The 16,088-nt window shown below is 56.8% G+C and carries 13 protein-coding genes; 11 read left to right on the top strand and 2 right to left on the bottom strand.

Going from position 1 to position 16,088, the window contains the following annotated elements; genetic code table 11:
• The first annotated feature begins 7 nt into the window (after nucleotides 1–7).
• Genes tssM through AB9L16_RS25555 form a run of 7 tightly spaced genes read left to right on the top strand, consistent with a single transcriptional unit; the run spans nucleotide 8 to nucleotide 11,914 of the window.
• Nucleotides 8–3,547, top strand: coding sequence for a type VI secretion system membrane subunit TssM (tssM, locus tag AB9L16_RS25585; protein WP_375122878.1), 3,540 nt, complete (start codon nucleotides 8–10; stop codon nucleotides 3,545–3,547).
• Nucleotides 3,547–4,275 (top strand): PP2C family serine/threonine-protein phosphatase, encoded by a 729-nt coding sequence (locus tag AB9L16_RS25580; RefSeq protein WP_041476618.1) that lies wholly within the window; start codon nucleotides 3,547–3,549, stop codon nucleotides 4,273–4,275. Before tssM ends, AB9L16_RS25580 begins: the two co-directional genes overlap by 1 nt.
• Nucleotides 4,272–5,273, top strand: a complete 1,002-nt coding sequence (locus AB9L16_RS25575) for a serine/threonine-protein kinase (protein ID WP_375122876.1) — start codon at nucleotides 4,272–4,274, stop codon at nucleotides 5,271–5,273. The genes AB9L16_RS25580 and AB9L16_RS25575 overlap by 4 nt, the downstream gene beginning before the upstream one ends.
• Before the next feature lie 28 nt (nucleotides 5,274–5,301).
• On the top strand, nucleotides 5,302–7,338 hold the full coding sequence (locus tag AB9L16_RS25570; RefSeq protein WP_375122875.1) for a type VI secretion system tip protein VgrG: 2,037 nt from the start codon (nucleotides 5,302–5,304) through the stop codon (nucleotides 7,336–7,338).
• Nucleotides 7,339–7,343: 5 nt separating this feature from the next.
• Complete coding sequence (locus AB9L16_RS25565) at nucleotides 7,344–8,363, top strand: tetratricopeptide repeat protein (protein ID WP_256807621.1); 1,020 nt, start codon at nucleotides 7,344–7,346, stop codon at nucleotides 8,361–8,363.
• Between the two features lie 16 nt (nucleotides 8,364–8,379).
• Nucleotides 8,380–11,415, top strand: coding sequence for a hypothetical protein (locus AB9L16_RS25560; RefSeq protein WP_375122874.1), 3,036 nt, complete (start codon nucleotides 8,380–8,382; stop codon nucleotides 11,413–11,415).
• Nucleotides 11,405–11,914 (top strand): hypothetical protein, encoded by a 510-nt coding sequence (locus tag AB9L16_RS25555; RefSeq protein ID WP_252877119.1) that lies wholly within the window; start codon nucleotides 11,405–11,407, stop codon nucleotides 11,912–11,914. Before AB9L16_RS25560 ends, AB9L16_RS25555 begins: the two co-directional genes overlap by 11 nt.
• 173 nt (nucleotides 11,915–12,087) lie before the next feature.
• Here the strand turns inward: AB9L16_RS25555 and AB9L16_RS25550 are convergent, their stop codons facing one another.
• Nucleotides 12,088–12,360, bottom strand: a complete 273-nt coding sequence (locus AB9L16_RS25550) for a hypothetical protein (protein ID WP_375122873.1) — start codon at nucleotides 12,358–12,360, stop codon at nucleotides 12,088–12,090.
• A gap of 11 nt (nucleotides 12,361–12,371) precedes the next feature.
• Here AB9L16_RS25550 and AB9L16_RS25545 point away from each other — a divergent pair, with 11 nt between their 5' ends.
• From AB9L16_RS25545 to AB9L16_RS25530, 4 genes are all read left to right on the top strand, one after another.
• Nucleotides 12,372–13,736 (top strand): lysozyme inhibitor LprI family protein, encoded by a 1,365-nt coding sequence (locus AB9L16_RS25545; protein ID WP_256807625.1) that lies wholly within the window; start codon nucleotides 12,372–12,374, stop codon nucleotides 13,734–13,736.
• A gap of 139 nt (nucleotides 13,737–13,875) precedes the next feature.
• Nucleotides 13,876–14,331 (top strand): cell division protein, encoded by a 456-nt coding sequence (locus AB9L16_RS25540; RefSeq protein ID WP_252877116.1) that lies wholly within the window; start codon nucleotides 13,876–13,878, stop codon nucleotides 14,329–14,331.
• A 4-nt stretch (nucleotides 14,332–14,335) separates the two neighbouring features.
• Nucleotides 14,336–14,923 (top strand): lysozyme inhibitor LprI family protein, encoded by a 588-nt coding sequence (locus tag AB9L16_RS25535; RefSeq protein WP_237143798.1) that lies wholly within the window; start codon nucleotides 14,336–14,338, stop codon nucleotides 14,921–14,923.
• A gap of 13 nt (nucleotides 14,924–14,936) precedes the next feature.
• Nucleotides 14,937–15,368 (top strand): hypothetical protein, encoded by a 432-nt coding sequence (locus AB9L16_RS25530; RefSeq protein WP_252877114.1) that lies wholly within the window; start codon nucleotides 14,937–14,939, stop codon nucleotides 15,366–15,368.
• A 59-nt stretch (nucleotides 15,369–15,427) separates the two neighbouring features.
• Here the strand turns inward: AB9L16_RS25530 and AB9L16_RS25525 are convergent, their stop codons facing one another.
• Entirely contained in the window at nucleotides 15,428–15,790 is a 363-nt protein-coding gene (locus AB9L16_RS25525) for a DUF6124 family protein (RefSeq protein ID WP_056790830.1), read from the bottom strand.
• Nucleotides 15,791–16,088: the final 298 nt, after the last annotated feature.

Raw genomic sequence — 16,088 nt, 5'->3', positions numbered from 1 at the left:
ACGTGTGATGAAAAAGTTTTTCAAGAAAGTCGGCGCCTTCCTGCGCCAGACCTGGGTCTGGACTCTGCTGCTGGTGCTGTTCGTGGCGCTGCTGGTGTGGTTCGTCGGCCCGTTGTTGGCGGTGGATGATTACAAGTTCTGGGAAAGCGCGACCTCGCGTCTGCTGACCATCAGCGTGCTGTTCCTGATCTGGGGCCTGACCATGGTCTTCGTCAGCTGGCGCGCGGGTATCCGCAAGAAAGCCGAGGAAGAAAGCGAGGACGGTCAGGACCGCATTCGCCGCGAAGAGCTGATCGACGAAGAACAGAAAGAGTTGAAGGCGCGTTTCAAGGACGCGCTGAAAACCCTGAAGACGTCGAGCCTGTATCGCGGTCGCAGCGAGCGCTGGCGCAGTGACTTGCCGTGGTACCTGCTGATCGGTCCGCAGGCCTCGGGTAAGACCAGCCTGCTGGACTTTTCCGGTCTGGAATTTCCGATCAACAAGATCGACCGCAAGCTGACCCGCGACACCCTCGGCACCCGTCATTGCGACTGGTATTTCGCTGATCACGGTGTACTGATCGACACCGCCGGGCGTTACACCACTCAACCGGACGCCGAAGTCGACGGCAACGCCTGGACAACACTGCTGGAGCTGCTGCGCAAGCGTCGTCGCGGTCGTCCGTTGAACGGCGTGCTGGTGACCATTCCGGTGGAAACCCTGACCGGCGGTAGCGAGCAGGACATCGAAACCCTCGCACGCCAGGTGCGCAGCCGTTTGCAGGATGTGCATCAGAAACTCCACGTCGATGTGCCGGTGTATCTGGTCCTGAGCAAGGCGGACAAGCTGCTCGGCTTCGACGAATTCTTCGATCAACTGACCCGCGAAGAAAGCGATCAGGTGCTCGGCACCAGTTTCCGCAAGGATCAGGTCGGCACCGACGTCGCGGTTCTGCGCAACGAGTTCGAAGAGCTGCTGCGCCGCCTGAACAGCCAAGTGATCATGCGCATGCACTCCGAGCGCGACACTCAGCGCCGTGGCCGCATTCTCGACTTCCCGCATCAGCTCGGGCAGATCGGCGAGCGCCTGTGCCTGTTCGTCGACATGGCGTTCACCGGCAACCGCTATCAGCGCGCCACGCAACTGCGCGGCTTCTACCTGACCAGCGCGCCGCACCTGACCCAGGAAATGGATTCGACCACCGCCGGCATCGGCGCCAGCCTGGGCATGAACGCCGGTGTGCTGCCGACTCTGCGCAGCGGTCGTTCGCGATTCATCCACCACTTGCTCAGCCAGGTGATTTTCCCCGAGGCCGATCTGGCCGGTCTGGACAAGCGCGAGCGCAGCCGCATTCATTGGGGCCAGCGTGCGCTGTACGTCGGCGCTCTGGCGGCACTGGCACTGTTCGGCATGCTCTGGGCCGGTGGTTTCTCGGCCAACTACGAGCGTCTGGAAAACCTGCGCACGCTGGCGCAGAACTGGACCCAGCAACGCTCGGCCGTGACGCCGCGCGATGACGCCATGGGCGTGCTGAAAGTCCTCGACACCAGCTACGCCGCGACCCAGGTGTTCCCGAACAAGAGCGACGTGTCGTACCACGAGCGTGGCGGCCTGTATCAGGGCGAAGAGATCAACCCGGTGGTGAAAACCGCCTACGAGCGTGAGCTGGAAGCGCAGTTGCTGCCACGGGTGGCGACCATGCTCGAGGGGCAGATCCGCGCCAACATGAAGGACCGCGATCGCCTGCTCAACAGCCTGCGCGCGTACCTGATGCTGAACATGAAGGATCGTCGCGACGCGGCGTGGCTCAAGGACTGGGTCGCCACTGACTGGTCGCAGCGCTACACCGGTAACACTGCGGTGCAGAATGGTCTGAACACGCACCTCGAGCGTTTGCTCAAGCAGCCGTTCATTTATCCGCTGAACGATCAACTGGTCACGCAGGCGCGTCAGGTCCTGCGCAGCGAGTCGTTGGCCAACGTGGTTTACCGCATGCTCCGCGAGCAGGCGCGCAACCTGCCGGACTACCGCTTCAGCCAGCACCTCGGCCCGCAAGGTTCGTTGTTCATCGGCACTGAATACGTGATCCCGGGTTTCTACACCCAGCAGGGTTATCAGCAGTATTTCTCGGTGCAGGGCGCGGCGCTGGTCACCGACATCCTGCGTGACAACTGGGTGCTGGGCGAAGGCGCGGGCATCAGCGACATGGATTTGCGTCGCCTGATGGTCGAGCTTGAGCAGCTGTACTTCCGCGACTACGCCAACTACTGGAGCGAAGCCGTTGGCCAGGTCGCACTGCCACCGATCAGCGACGCTGGCGAAGGCGCCGAGCAACTGGCGGGCCTGACTTCGGCCAACTCGCCGGTCCTCGCGCTGCTCACCGAAGTGCGTGAAAACACCCGCTTCGAAGCCGCGGCTGATCCGGTCGATGAAGCCGGCGAAGCCGCCGATGCGCTGGCCGGACAGAAAGGCAAACTGGGCAAGGTCGGCAAACTCGCCGCCGCTGCCGCCGACAAGGCTTCGGCGCTGAACGTGGCGAAGAACCTGCCGGACACCGCGAAGAAATCCCTGCAACGCCGCTTCGAACCGCTGCATCGTCTGCTCGACGACAACAACGGCCCGGGCGCTGACCTGACGCCAGCGTTCAGCGCGCTCAACGACCTGCAACTGCAACTGGCCGGTCTGGCCCGTTCCAGCACGCCGGAGCAAGCTGCGTTCGAGATGGCCAAGACGCGCATGAGCGGCCAGCGTGATGCGCTGACCAACCTGCGTAATGCCTCAGGTCGTTTGCCGCGTCCGCTGAGCGTGTGGTTCAACGTGCTGGCCGAAGACTCGTGGCGTTTGGTGCTTAACGATGCCTACCAATACCTGAACGGCCGTTATCAGAACGAGCTGTACAGCGTGTACGGCAAAACCATCAGCAAGCGTTATCCGTTCAGCGCCAGCAGCACCAGCGATGTGGCGATCAGCGACTTCCGCGAGTTCTTCCGTGCTCAAGGTACCGTCGACCGCTTCTTCGACAGCTACATGCGTCCATTCGTCAGCGGCGATCCGGGCAACTACCGCATGCGCAGCGTCGACGGTCACAGCCTGCCGGTATCGAAGGTCTACCTCGATCAGATGGCGGCGGCGCAGACCATTCGCCAGAGCTTCTTCTCGATCAACCCGGCCGAGCCGACCGTGCAGTTCAAGCTTGAGCCCTACACCCTCGATCCGGCGGTCAGCCGCTCCGAATTCAAGTTCGGTGACAAGACCATGGAATACCGTCACGGCCCGATCCTGCCAATGACCTTCAAGTGGCCGACCGATGCTGAAGACGGTCGCACCAGCCTGGTCATGGACAAGATGGCCGGGCGTCCGATCGGGATCGAGAAGAACTCCGGCCCATGGTCGCTGTTCCGTCTGTTCGACCTGATGCAGACCGAGTACCTGAACGGTCGCGACGTGCTGGTACTGAAAGCCGACGTGGGCGGCCTGCGCGCCAACTACCTGCTGACCAGCCAGCGCACGCCGAACCCGTTCGACATGGGCGTGCTGCGCACCTTCCGTATGCCGGTGCAGCTCTGATGCTGGTGGCCAGTCCCTGGCGCAGCGCGGCGCGTACCGACCCGGGCAAGGTGCGGGCGCGCAACGAAGATGCCTTCCTCGATTCCCCGCAGCATGGGCTGTGGGTGGTCGCGGACGGCATGGGCGGTCATCAGGGTGGCGACATCGCCAGCCAGTTGATCGTCGCCAGCCTGGCTGAGTTGCCGCAACATGAGGATTTCGACGAACGCCTCAAAGCCATCCGCCAGTGCCTGCACTGGCTGAACCGGCGCTTGGGGCAGGAGTTGACCGTCACCGCCGGGCGTCACGACAGCATCATGGGCAGCACCGTCGTCGCGCTGCTGGTGGAAGGCAATCGCGCGGCCTGCATCTGGGCCGGCGACAGTCGTTGCTACATGTGGCGCGGGCAGCGGCTGTATCAGCTGTCCAAGGACCATTCGCTGCAACAGCAATTGATCGACGAGCAGCAAATGAGCGTCGAACAGGCGGCAGCGCACCCGGCGGCTCAGGCACTCACCCGAGCCGTCGGCGCCGCCGACACACTGACCCTGGATGTGCTTGAACTCGAGGTCTATCCGGGCGATGTGTTTTTGCTCTGCAGCGATGGTTTGTATCAGGGTCTGAGCAGCGATGCCCTCGGCAACGCCCTCAGCCTCAGCGCGCCGCACGTGGCGCTGGAACGTTTGTTCGACGGCGCCCTGCGTGGCGCTGCGCGGGACAACCTGACTGCCGTGGTGATCCGCCAATGAGTGAACTCGAATCGCCCATCGATGACCTGCTGATCAGCGAAGAACAGGCCAGCAACCTGACCTACTTCGCCTTCGCCAAGGGCAACAAGGCCGAACCGTTGCTGGCGCCGACCAAGGCCAGCATCGGTGCGCTGCCGGATGTACTCGCCGGTCGCTACCACCTCGAGCGTCTGCTCGGGGCCGGTGGCATGGGCGCCGTTTACCGGGCGCGGGATCTGCTGCACGAACAGTTCGGCGATCCCGATCCTTACATCGCGCTGAAAATCCTCAGCGAAGAATTTGCCGAATCGCCGGATGCCAGTGCCTTGCTCTACAGCGAGTTCGCCCTGACCCGGCGTCTGCGCCACGACAACGTCGTACGTGCGCACACCTTTGAAGTCGACACCGACTGCCAACGGGCCTTCATCACCATGGAATACATGCGTGGCCTGACCCTGGACAAATTGCTCTGCGAGCGGCCCCTCGGCCTGCCGTGGCAAGAATTGCGCGACATCGTCCTGCCGCTGCTCGACACGCTGGCCTACGCCCACCGTCGCGGCGTGCTGCACGGTGATCTGAAACCGAGCAACGTCATGGTCAGCGAAGACGGCCTGCGCCTTTTCGACTTCGGTCTGGGACAGGCAGAGGAGGGCACCTTGCCCGGTCTGCCGCACCTGAGCCGCGAGCGTTTCAACGCCTGGACCCCGGGCTACGCCGCCCCCGAACTGCTTGAGGGCCAACCATTGTCGGCCAGCGCGGACGTGTACGGCGTGGCCTGCGTGATCTATGAACTGGCGGGCGGCAAACACCCGTTCCGCCGCTTGCCCTCGACCCAGGCCCGCGACGAGCACCTGGAGCGCGAACTGCGCGCCCCAGCCAATCTACCCCAGCACGGCTGGCACGCGCTGCGAACCGCGCTGAGCTTCAACCCGGCAGAACGCACCATCACTGCCCAACAATTGCGTGACGCCTTGGGCGCCACTTCGTCCTGGCTGCAACGTCTGCGACTTCGGGCGTAACGGATGACATTCGAACAGGGAGCACACGATGTTCAACTCAGCTAACGAAACCCACTTCAGCCTCAAGGTCGAAGACTACGTCGGCGACCTGCAAGTGCTGTCCTTCACCGGCACCGAAGGCATCAGCCAGGCGTATCGCTTCGACCTCGAACTGGTCAGCGAAAACCCCGATCTGGACCTCGAACAACTGCTGCACAAGCAGGCGTTTCTGGCATTCGATCCACAGGGCTCGGGCATTCACGGGCAGATCTACCGCGTCGCCCAGGGCGATGCCGGCAAGCGCCTGACCCGCTACAAAGTCTCGATCGTGCCGCAACTGCAATACCTGCATCACCGCACCAACCAGCGCATCTACCAGCAGATGTCGGCGCCGAAAATCATCGCGCTGATCCTTGAAGAGCACGGCATCAAGAGCAACGCCTACAGCTTCCAGCTCAGCCAGCCGTGCCCGGATCGCGACTACTGCGTGCAGTACGACGAAACCGACCTGCATTTCGTCCAGCGCCTGTGCGAAGAAGAGGGCATTCACTACCACTTCCAGCACAGCGAAAAGGCCCACCTGCTGGTGTTCGGCGACGACCAGACCGTGTTCCAGAACCTTGGGCAGCCAACCGCCTACGTGCAGGGCAGCGGCATGGTCGCGGACGAGCCGGTAATCAAAGCCTTCAAACTGCGCTTGGAAACCCGCACCACGCGCACCACTCGCCGTGACTACGACTTCGAAAAACCGCGCCTGCGAATGGAAGCGGCGTACAAACCTGACGGCGACAGCACCGAGCCGGATCTCGAAGATTACGACTACCCCGGCCGCTTCATCGACCGCGCGCGCGGCAAGTTCCTCAGCCAGCGCGCCCTCGAACGCCACCGCGCTGACTACCGCCAGGCGGAAGGCCGCGGCGACCAGACCAGACTGGTCAGCGGCCACTTCATGGAAATGTCCGACCACCCGCGCAGCGAGTGGAACGACCTGTGGCTGCTCACCGAAATCTTCCACGAAGGCAAACAACCGCAAGTCCTCGAAGAAGGCGTGACCAGCGACACCACGGACGAAAAAGACGACTTCCACCAGGGCTACCGCAACACCTTCCTCGCCACCCCATGGGACGTGTTCTACCGCCCGGCCCTCGAACACCCGAAACCGCGCGTACTCGGCAGCCAGACCGCCATGGTCACCGGCCCCAAAGGCGAAGAAATCCACTGCGACCAATACGGCCGCATCAAAGTGCAATTCCACTGGGACCGCGAAGGCCTGGCCGACGACAAAACCAGCTGCTGGCTGCGCGTCTCCAGCTCCTGGGCCGGCGACCGCTATGGCGCCATCAGCATCCCGCGCATCGGCATGGAAGTCCTCGTCACCTTCCTCGAAGGCGACCCCGACCAACCGCTGGTGACCGGCTGCCTGTACCACAAGGAAAACCCGGTGCCGTACGCCTTGCCGGCTAACAAAACCCGCAGTGTGTTCAAAACGCTTAGCTCACCGGGTGGTGGTGGTTATAACGAACTTCGCATTGAAGACAAGAAAGGTGCGGAGCAGATCTACATTCATGCGCAGCGTGACTGGGATGAGAACGTTGAGCATGACCAGAAGATTCGCGTCGGTAATGAACGTCATGACACGGTGGTTAAGAACACCTACACCGAGCTGAAGGCTGAAGAGCACCGCACCACGATCTCTGACCGCAAGATTGAAGCGAAGCTGGATGATCACCTGACGATTGGGCAGAACCAGCATGTGAAGCTCGGGACTGCGCAACTGACCAGCGTGGGGAAAGAGATTCACCTTAAGGCTGGGGACAAGATCGTTATTGAGGCGGGGACAGAGCTGACCATTCTTGGGGGTGGGAGCTTTATCAAGCTGGATGGCGGTGGGGTCACGGTGGTTGGGCCGGTGATCAAGATCAATGCGGGTGGTTCTGCGGGATCGGGGACTGGCATCGGGATTAAACCGCCGGTGCTGCCGGGGGCGGCGGATAAGGATAAGGCGGGGAGTTTGATGGATCAGGCGTTGTTGAATGCACCGCCTGAGAAAGTTAAACCGAAGGCTTTTTTTGTGTTTTCCGAGTGATCGACATGAATCGTGTTTTGAAGAAGAGCAATGGCATCGCGATAGCGGTTTTCACCGCGTCGCTGTTGAGCCTGTTTCATGGCAGCGCTTATGCGGATGAATGCCCGTCCGAGGATTTTTCCCAGTTTCTGCCGGCGTTTTCTGCGAATGCTGAAACCCAGCAGCGTTTGACTGCGATGACGGTGAAGTCGCTGGTGTTGAAACCCGAAGGAGAGGGGCGGACTCTTGAGCCGCAAACGGCGGAGATCAACAGCTCCACATTGGCGTTTCCGCTGATGGCACCTTTAGCCACAGACAAGACAGACGGGGTTGAAGTCGAAATAATCGACGACAGTCACGTCAACGTTGTGGACAAGCGAGCGGGTAACAGCAACATCAAGATTTTCAATTTTTCTCGTCAGGCATGCTGGGTACTCGAGGGCGTCGAGAACTGGTCGATCAATGATAAAGACCTTGTTGAAGGGACCACGCCGACCCTGAGTACCGCCGAGAACTTTTGCTATCAGCGTGCGCGAACTTACGGACGCCTTGGTGGCCTGGACAAATACTCCCTGACGGGAGAACTCTTTGAAGCAGCATTGGAAAACTACCTGTGTGCAGCAGCTTCCGGCGATCCTCAGGCAAGTCTCAGTGCTGCCAGTCTGAGCCTTTCCGGAATGGCATCGCAATTGGAAACAGAGAAGGTCGAAGCCCTGTTCAAGGCCGCCGCTACTACTCTGGCAAGCGGAGCTTCTGCATTGTCCACATTCTATTGTTATGGCAATGACACAGATCCCGAGGGCCCTTGTCAGCATCCTGAAGAAGCAGAAAGGGAATTGATTCGCGCCGCATCGATGGGCTCTTCCGATGCTCAAAATAAACTGGGTGATACATTCGAGACCGGTAGATTGGTAACCAAGGATGCCTCCAGAGCACTGGATTGCTATCGCTTGGCCGCCAGTAAAGGAAATGCCACCGCCCTGAGTAATTTAACCAGATTGAAATCGCAAACCGCTGACGCCACAGAATCCAGCCATTGCTATTGATTTGCAGGATGCAGAAATGACAGAACCATTAGATTTAACGGGTAATTACGAAAGCCGTGGCTACGTGTACAAGATGGGCGGCGATGGCATAAAAACAAATGCGGCCGGTAATAAGTTAATCGACTGCTCGCACATGGTTAATTTGTTGCTAACGGGGGCTGGCTATAAAATCCCGTATCAAGACACACGTGTAATGGTGGACTCCACTTACTACACAACCGTGGTGCCACCCGACGTCAAGAAAGGCGATATCGCTCTTTGGATTAATGAAGATCCGCTGGGTGGTGGAGATAAGTTATTTCATACCGGTATTGTTGTTGACGTTAATCCTACCGGTACTGCAGGCAAGTTCTTCGGCGCGCAGACGAGGAAAGGGCCGTCATTTACTTACTTTGGCACTAAAGATCCGGCCTTCTACTGGCCCATTCCTACAAAATTTCTCAGGGCTAAAGAAGAGTATAGAACCGGCGCAGCGGAACAACCGGCCCCTGCCCCCGCTCCTGCACCAACGCCTGCTGGACCGGAGCCTGTTCTAAACTTTCAATTCCCCATAAGAAAGGCTGATGGGAAACAGTTCGACAGTGCCAATGAACTGTATACCGCCATCGAAAATGAGACCTCAGGTCAATACCTTTTGGGTAGCTATAACTTTTGGCACGGTGGCATTCATATTAGCAATGCCAGTGCATCCTACTGTGTGAAAGACGAGCCCGTACGATGCATGGCGGATGGTGTGGTTGTAGCCTATCGCCTCAACGAAGATTATTTACAGTCGGAGTACGCTGGAGATAAACCGGCCAAGCTTAAATACTCTAATTCTTTCTGCCTGGTTCGGCATGACTACAAGTCGCCCGCTAACCCGGAAGAAGGCCCGAACAAAGGGAAACAAAATAAGCTGGTATTTTTCAGTCTTTATATGCACTTGATGCCCTATAAAGGCTACTTGCCTACAGAGGAGGAGTTGGGTAAGCCGAAGATAAAGTTCACGGTGGGAGATTTTACTGCCCGCAGTGATTCTGAGGAAGGTCCGGAATGCGTGAAGTATGGGCTGATTTCTGCGGGCTCTGTCTTTGAAGTTCTAGAAGAAAAGCTTGCCAGCAACGGTATCACTTACGCCCGAGGTAAGTTGTTAAGTGGCAAGGTGCCTAACAGGAAATTAGGGGAAGAATCCTGGTTTGCTTATAAGAAAGATGGTGTGGCAGTCAAGAATAAAAAAGACACCGCGATCTGGAGCGCAATATTACCGCCGGAACGAACCCGGCCAGGCTATTGGAAGGGGCTGGTTAAGGCTCGTGTCAGCGCCCCGAACGGATTGCCGTTGTTCGCAGCGCCCAAAGCTGTTGCTAACGGTGAAAGTGCTGGTGAACCGCTGGGAGAAATGGCCCTTTGTTTGAACAGTGAAATTAAATTCGACGGCACAAAAGTATTTAATCTGAAGGTTGGAAGTTCTCTGGTTCGGATGGCTGAGTGCACCTGCCTGTCTGGCGGTTTGAGAGGCGCAGGAACGGTTCCGTCAACATTCTGGGCGAGCGTCGAAGATATCGGTAACGGTCGGATGGTCACGTGGGCCGAAGTCACACCTGCCGAATTCGATAAGGTAATTGCTTGCGAAGCAGCGATAAAAGCAGGCCATCCAATAGGGTTTTTAGGCTTGCAGGAGAACCTCGGGAAAGTTGAGGGTTCAATCTCTAGCAAATATCACGCTCATATTGAGATATTCACCAGTGATACCGGCCTCGATAAATTCTTGCAGAATGAAGCTGCCCTGAAAATTGGCATGAGTTACCTGAATCTGCCGGCGGGCACGGTACTTGCCAGTAAGGCGACCACGGGACAGCCTGCGACCCTTGAGTCCAAACATATAGTTCCTATGGGATCGGTCTCTGTGTTCAAGGACTCAAAAGGGGTTGAGTGGTATGAGCCGACCGTTACAGAGAAAGATAAAAAGCTGACGGGCCTGATCAAAAAGGCAGATGTTACCTTTACGTCTGCAGGTGCTCAGTTGATATCTCAACATGATTGGGCAAAGTTGGGATATGCAGTTGTCAAAGAGGGCGATGAGAATTCAGATGGTTTTCTTGATCCGGACTCGATGCCGCCTTTTTTCAAGGAGCTCCATGCGAAACTCGACGCTTTGGGTGACAAAGATGGTGAAGTTACCTCCGCGGACTTGAACTCGGCATTGAAGAATGTGGAGTTCCGGGATAAATGGACAAAGTTGATTGCTTACCACCCCACCGAGTGGCAGGCGAAGTCTTCCGAGCCCAAGTGGAGTCGTCTTGATCAATTGCTCGCTGAGTCGCCAAAGTTACTGGAACATGAAAAAGAGCGGATTGACAAGCTTGTTTTTTGGGATGAGCTGGCGGGTGCGTTACAGATGCCTCTTCCGAAACAGGTCTATCATTTTCACCCGATTGCGTTCGTCAATAATTTCATGAAGTTTGCCGTGCCTGGAAAAGGTTGGGCGCACAGTGCGTTTGCCAATTTGCTCGCGAGCGTTGAGTCGAATAATGATTACACTGCTTACAATAGGACCAAGGGTGGACTGAAAGCGTTTTATAAAACTGATTTGACTACGTTGACCATCGCTGAACTACAGCAGAAACAGAAGGACCGGGATATTTTTGCGGCGGGTCGCTATCAAATGGTTCCTGACACGATAAATGGTGCTGTGAAAAAGCTCGAACTTGCTTCCACGCTTAAATTTGACGAAGAGACTCAGGATAAGATTTTTGAGGAATACTTGATAAAAGTTAAGCGCAAGGCATTCATCCAGTATCTGGAAGGCGATGGCGACGTCGAAAAAGCTGCCTATGCCTGGGCCTTGGAATTCGCCTCGGCAGGTGTAAGAAAGGGCAAGACCATTAGCCCGGTGCCGAAGAAAGATGAGCACGGAAACATCGAAATGAAAGACGGCAAACCGGTGATGCTCGCGAGGGTCGCAAGCTTTGAGGGACAGTCGTATTATGCGGGCGACGGTCTCAATACCGCTCACATTTTGCCGGCTGACATGGTTCGTGTTCTCGAGGAGTCAAAAAACAATGGCAAGTAAGTTATCAGCGTCCCGCTTGTTTTGGCTGGGCGCGCTTTTTCTCTTCTCGTGTTTTGCCAAGGCCGATGTGCCGCGGTTCGAAAACTATAAAGTCGACGAAATTTTTAAGGGCCAACATCACGACGCTGTTGCCAGTGATGAAAATAAAAGCTGGGCTGAGGGGCGCAAGAAAGCCATCAAGCAACCCGTAAATTTTGCGGGCCATTATGTTGTTTACGCAAACGGCTGTGGCGGCGGGTCTATCTGTGGCGAAATTCTTGACGTGAAAACGGGGGAGGTTGTTACGTCCTTTCCTAATGCTTATTACATCATCGGAAATGACGGTACCGCACCCTACGCGGCCGTCTACAAGCCAGACAGCAAATTGCTCGAAATTATGGGTGTAGCGGCCGATCCGGAAGTGGATGTAGAGGGTAACGATCTCGAGGAGGGTAACCGGCAGCGCTTCTACGAGTTCGATGGCAAGAAGCTCACTCTGATCGAACTTGTCGATCAGTAAATTTGGTTTATTCCAAGGGGAAAGGTGACGGATGTGCCTCTGGCTAAGTCCGCACCTCCCCTTTCTCCAGCGTGTTCATTTCCTGCGTTGTCGCCATCGACTATCCCTGATGTTGCAACGACCCGTTTGCACTCCTGGGATTCCGGGCGCAGGTGGGAGTAGGGCGGGTAAATTCAGTTCAACCCTTTAGCGGCATCACTAATCGGTCTGACTTGGACGATGCCGGCGTTAGCTGAAACCACCACATTGAGTCCCGTCAACGGTGTCGACACGAAATCAGCCCCAAATCCGGCACGTTTGAAGAGTTGCAGCCGGACTGCGGCGATGGCTTCGTTAACCTGCGCGTCGACAAAAAACGTAAGACGTTGCTCAGCACTTACTGGGGCATGAACGGACCAGATCGATGCATCACCCGACTCACCAAACGCAAAGCCTGAATGACTCAAGGAAGAACCCCGTGAAACGTTTTGTTTTTACCCTGCTGGCCGTGCTACTGCCGGTTTCAGCGGCCTATGCGCAGGATGACTGCAGCCATGTCACCTCAAGCCTGGAAATGGTGCCCTGTTCGGAGGCGGCGAAGAAGGCTGCCGATGCGCAGTTGAACGTCAGCTACAAGCAGTTGATGTCGCGGCTTGAGTCTGACTATCGAGCAGATCCGGCGTTGGGTGCGGAGTACGCGGCGAAGGTTAAAGAGTCGCAACGTGCGTGGTTGAAATTGCGCGATGCTAACTGCCCTTTGGAGGCATTCGAGATCGAGACTGGGATGCCGGCGCATGTGTTCGCGGTTAACTTGTGCATCGCCAGAATGAGTCGCGAGCGCTCGGCGTATCTGGACAAGATTGTCCCTGCGCTTGCATCCGATAAGAGCGCTTCGACGGCACCGACCAGCGACGCTTGCCCCTCGGAGGAGTTCGCGCCTTTCCTGACCGCGTTTTCCGCCAACAGCGAATCACAACGCCGTCTGACTGCAATGACGGTCAAGTCGCTGGTGTTGAAACCGGTAGCTGGGAAGGATCGACGTACCTTTGAGCCTTCGACCTCGGGTGTCAGTGGAACAACCTTCACCTATCCGCTGATGGCTGCAATCACGCCCGGCAAGACACCTGGGGTCGAGATTGAAGAGGTTGATGACAGTCACGTCAACGTGGTGGATAAACGGGCCGGCAACAGCAATATCAAGATCTTCAACTTCTCTCGTCAGGCGTGCTGGGTGCTTGAGGGGATTGAGGATTGGTCGGTCAGCGAGAAGGATCTTGTCGCAACGGATAACCCGGGAATGAGCCGCGCCGAAAACTTTTGTTATCAGCGTGCAGAAGCGTTGGGTGGGCTGGGGTCTCTTGAGCAATACGGGCTGACTGCGGAGCTGATTGAAGCGTCGCTGGAAAATTTTGTGTGTGCTGCAGAGTCGGGCGATGCACAGGCGAGCCTGTCGGCGGCGAGCCTGAGTCTTTCGCAAATGGCATCTCAGTTGGAAACCCCTAAGGTTGAGGCTTTGTTCAAAGCGGCCTCGAAAATACCAAAGGGTGCGCTGGGCTATGCGACGTTTCTTTGTTCGGGAAACTCCACCGACTATAACGGCCCTTGCCTTCATCCCAAGCAGGCAGAAGAGCAGGTTATTCGAGCGATTACCATGGGCTCCACAGACGCGATGAATTATCTGGCTTCTACCTTTGAAGCAGGCGAGTGGGGAACGAAGGATATGTCTCGAGCGTTAGCCTGTTATCAAATGGCGGCTGACAAAGGTGATCAGCTGGGCCTCTTCAACGTGGGGCGATTGGGATCGTCAGCCACGGCGCCCATCAAATCCAGCCACTGCATTTGAATTTCGAGGGCCTGTTTGAGGCGGTTTTGCACAAGTTTTGCCTGAATCCCTCAGGCTAAAACGTTTAACGCTTGAGCATCTGACTCCCCCGATTTTCCTTTAAACTCCCCACCCCCAAGGAACGCGCTCAGGACACGGAATGCCAGCCCCTTCTTCCTCGCTTCGCCCAGCGTTGGTGCTTTGGCTATATGCCGCTGCGATCACGCATATCCTCGCCGGTCTTACCCTGACCTGGGCCGGTGACTCCGGCTTGCTCGATGGCTACCTGCAAGTCCTCGAACTGTCGTTCTGGGGTGCCGATGCGGTTCCCACCGCCGGCCGCGAACAACAAGTCTGGTGGCTCGCGCTGTTCGGCGCGACGTTGCAAAGTTATTCGCTGTACATGTTCGCGCTGGTGCACTTGGGCAATCGCTTGAAAGCTCCGGCCATCTGGGGCTGGTTGATCGCCGGCATCCTGTTATGGGCGCCGCAGGACATGTGGCTCTCGGCGCAACAGCAGGTCTGGTCGCACGTGTGGCTGGATGGTTTAGCTCTGTTGGTGTTGTTGCCGCCGCTGTTTTGGCTGTACAGACATGACCGTCAAAGGAAGGAGTAACAGCGTGAAAGTATTTTCGATTCTTCTCGGTTGCTTGCTCTCTGCTGCTTCATCCGCATTGTTTGCTGGAGAAGCGTGCAACCCAGACAGTTTGTCCAACCCGGACTTGATCACCTGCGGCCAGCAAACCTTCAAGAAAGTCGATGGTGTCTTGAACGAGCAATACAAAAAAGCGCTGTCGACTCTGGCTCCTGCGGAGCAAAGCCACCTGAGAGATGTGCAAAAGAACTGGGTGCGCTTCAAAGAGTCGTTTTGCGAAGAGCTTTACCAAGCTGCGTTGCCGGGTGCTGAGGCGCCAATCGAGAGGCTTGGGTGTCTGGTGCAGACGACCAATGCTCGGCTGGGAGAGTTGATCGCTCTACAGACGGGTTTACTGCTGGATGGTTTTTACAAAGCGGCATCCGCGATTGCAGGGAAGGATCGTGAGAGAAATTTAGCGGCCTCAATCGAGCGGCTGGGAGGGGATCAATTCGATGATCCGCTTTGGAAGAAGTACGCAGAAGGGCACTGCCAGATGGCTAGCCGTCTGTTGCGTGAAGACGTCGCCTACTGCGTGGTGAGGATGCGCTTTCAATTACCCATGAACCGCTAAAGGAATGTTTGGTTTGAAATTTTCGTCTGCATTGTTTTCCGCGATGCTCGTTTTCATTCCTCTGGCGGCTCATAGCGAGGTCACGACCGGGGTTTTTTGCTTTCGCTCCTACGAAGGCAAACCCATAAATTTTGAATTCCGAACCTATTACGACTCTGTCGCCAAATGGAGCGGTGCTGGCGTCAAGTACAGCAAGTCGAAAAAGGCAATCGGGCTGGTTCATCGCAGTACTGAACAAGAAGAACTCGTGTATGGCCGGCCCTACCAGTACACGACAACTTGGGTTGAAGTAGTTGATGGCGCACTGACAGGTGAGTATCAGATGGTCACTCAGGGTGGCCGGGTTGATGCGATGACGTATACGAATTACAAGTCTGCAAAGAAGTATTCGTTTGAAAACGATTACAACGTGGATGCGAAACCTGAAACAGGTTGCCAGTGGTGAAGCAGGGAATATTCAAAAAGGGGACTTAACGTCCCCTTTTTTTTCATTCACCAATCTCGCTACGGCTTGGCCGCCACGCTTCGCACTTCAATGTGATCAAGCGTCCCTTCCACCATCAATCTGACCCCGTCCGCCATCCTACTCAATGCCAATGCAACCGAGCGGCGTGAGCCATCTATGTCGTCCGCAAGGTCCGCAGCGATGATGCTGATGGATAGCAGGTCTTCCGAGGCGTTGGCCAGGAGGGCTTCGGCATCGATGTCCGGGTTCAGGCTGAACAGGCCTTCAGGGCGTGGGGCCTGAGAGAGGTCAGATTTGCCGAAGTGGTGATCGAGGGCGCGTTCGGCGGCTTCATGTAATTTTCTTGAATCGAAGGATTCGTAGGGGGAGGTGTCCTCGGTGTTGGTATTTGAATTGGTCATCGGTGTAAATCCCTTGGAGTAAGAAGAAATTGCTCCCGAATTCGGACTTGCACATCCGGTCACCGAATACCCGATGACGCAGGAAGCCTATCGGTGATCTTCAAGCTCGCCTAGTTCACGGACAGCCCCGCACTTTGCAGGAAACTTCCCATGGATTCGCGGGGCGGAAGATCAAAAGATCGCAGGCTTCGCCAGCTCCTACAGGGATGTGTTTCAACAGGTGTAGGACGTTGCTTGCGGAATCGTGACTTGGCGGTCATCGTGCGGGAAATGGTCTGCATCCTCTTCCAACAGCTTC

Origin of the sequence: Pseudomonas sp. LW8, assembly GCF_041956865.1 — a bacterium.
GTDB classification, from domain to species: domain Bacteria; phylum Pseudomonadota; class Gammaproteobacteria; order Pseudomonadales; family Pseudomonadaceae; genus Aquipseudomonas; species Aquipseudomonas siliginis.
This window is presented reverse-complemented; position numbering and strand designations above follow the sequence as displayed.

What these genes read in the sequence shown, in the direction of transcription:
- tssM (WP_375122878.1), top strand. Translation starts at nt 8, where the DNA reads ATGAAAAAGTTTTTCAAGAAAGTCGGCGCCTTCCTGCGCCAGACCTGG.
- AB9L16_RS25580 (WP_041476618.1), top strand. Translation starts at nt 3,547, where the DNA reads ATGCTGGTGGCCAGTCCCTGGCGCAGCGCGGCGCGTACCGACCCGGGC.
- AB9L16_RS25575 (WP_375122876.1), top strand. Translation starts at nt 4,272, where the DNA reads ATGAGTGAACTCGAATCGCCCATCGATGACCTGCTGATCAGCGAAGAA.
- AB9L16_RS25570 (WP_375122875.1), top strand. Translation starts at nt 5,302, where the DNA reads ATGTTCAACTCAGCTAACGAAACCCACTTCAGCCTCAAGGTCGAAGAC.
- AB9L16_RS25565 (WP_256807621.1), top strand. Translation starts at nt 7,344, where the DNA reads ATGAATCGTGTTTTGAAGAAGAGCAATGGCATCGCGATAGCGGTTTTC.
- AB9L16_RS25560 (WP_375122874.1), top strand. Translation starts at nt 8,380, where the DNA reads ATGACAGAACCATTAGATTTAACGGGTAATTACGAAAGCCGTGGCTAC.
- AB9L16_RS25555 (WP_252877119.1), top strand. Translation starts at nt 11,405, where the DNA reads ATGGCAAGTAAGTTATCAGCGTCCCGCTTGTTTTGGCTGGGCGCGCTT.
- AB9L16_RS25540 (WP_252877116.1), top strand. Translation starts at nt 13,876, where the DNA reads ATGCCAGCCCCTTCTTCCTCGCTTCGCCCAGCGTTGGTGCTTTGGCTA.
- AB9L16_RS25525 (WP_056790830.1), bottom strand. Translation starts at nt 15,790, where the DNA reads ATGACCAATTCAAATACCAACACCGAGGACACCTCCCCCTACGAATCC.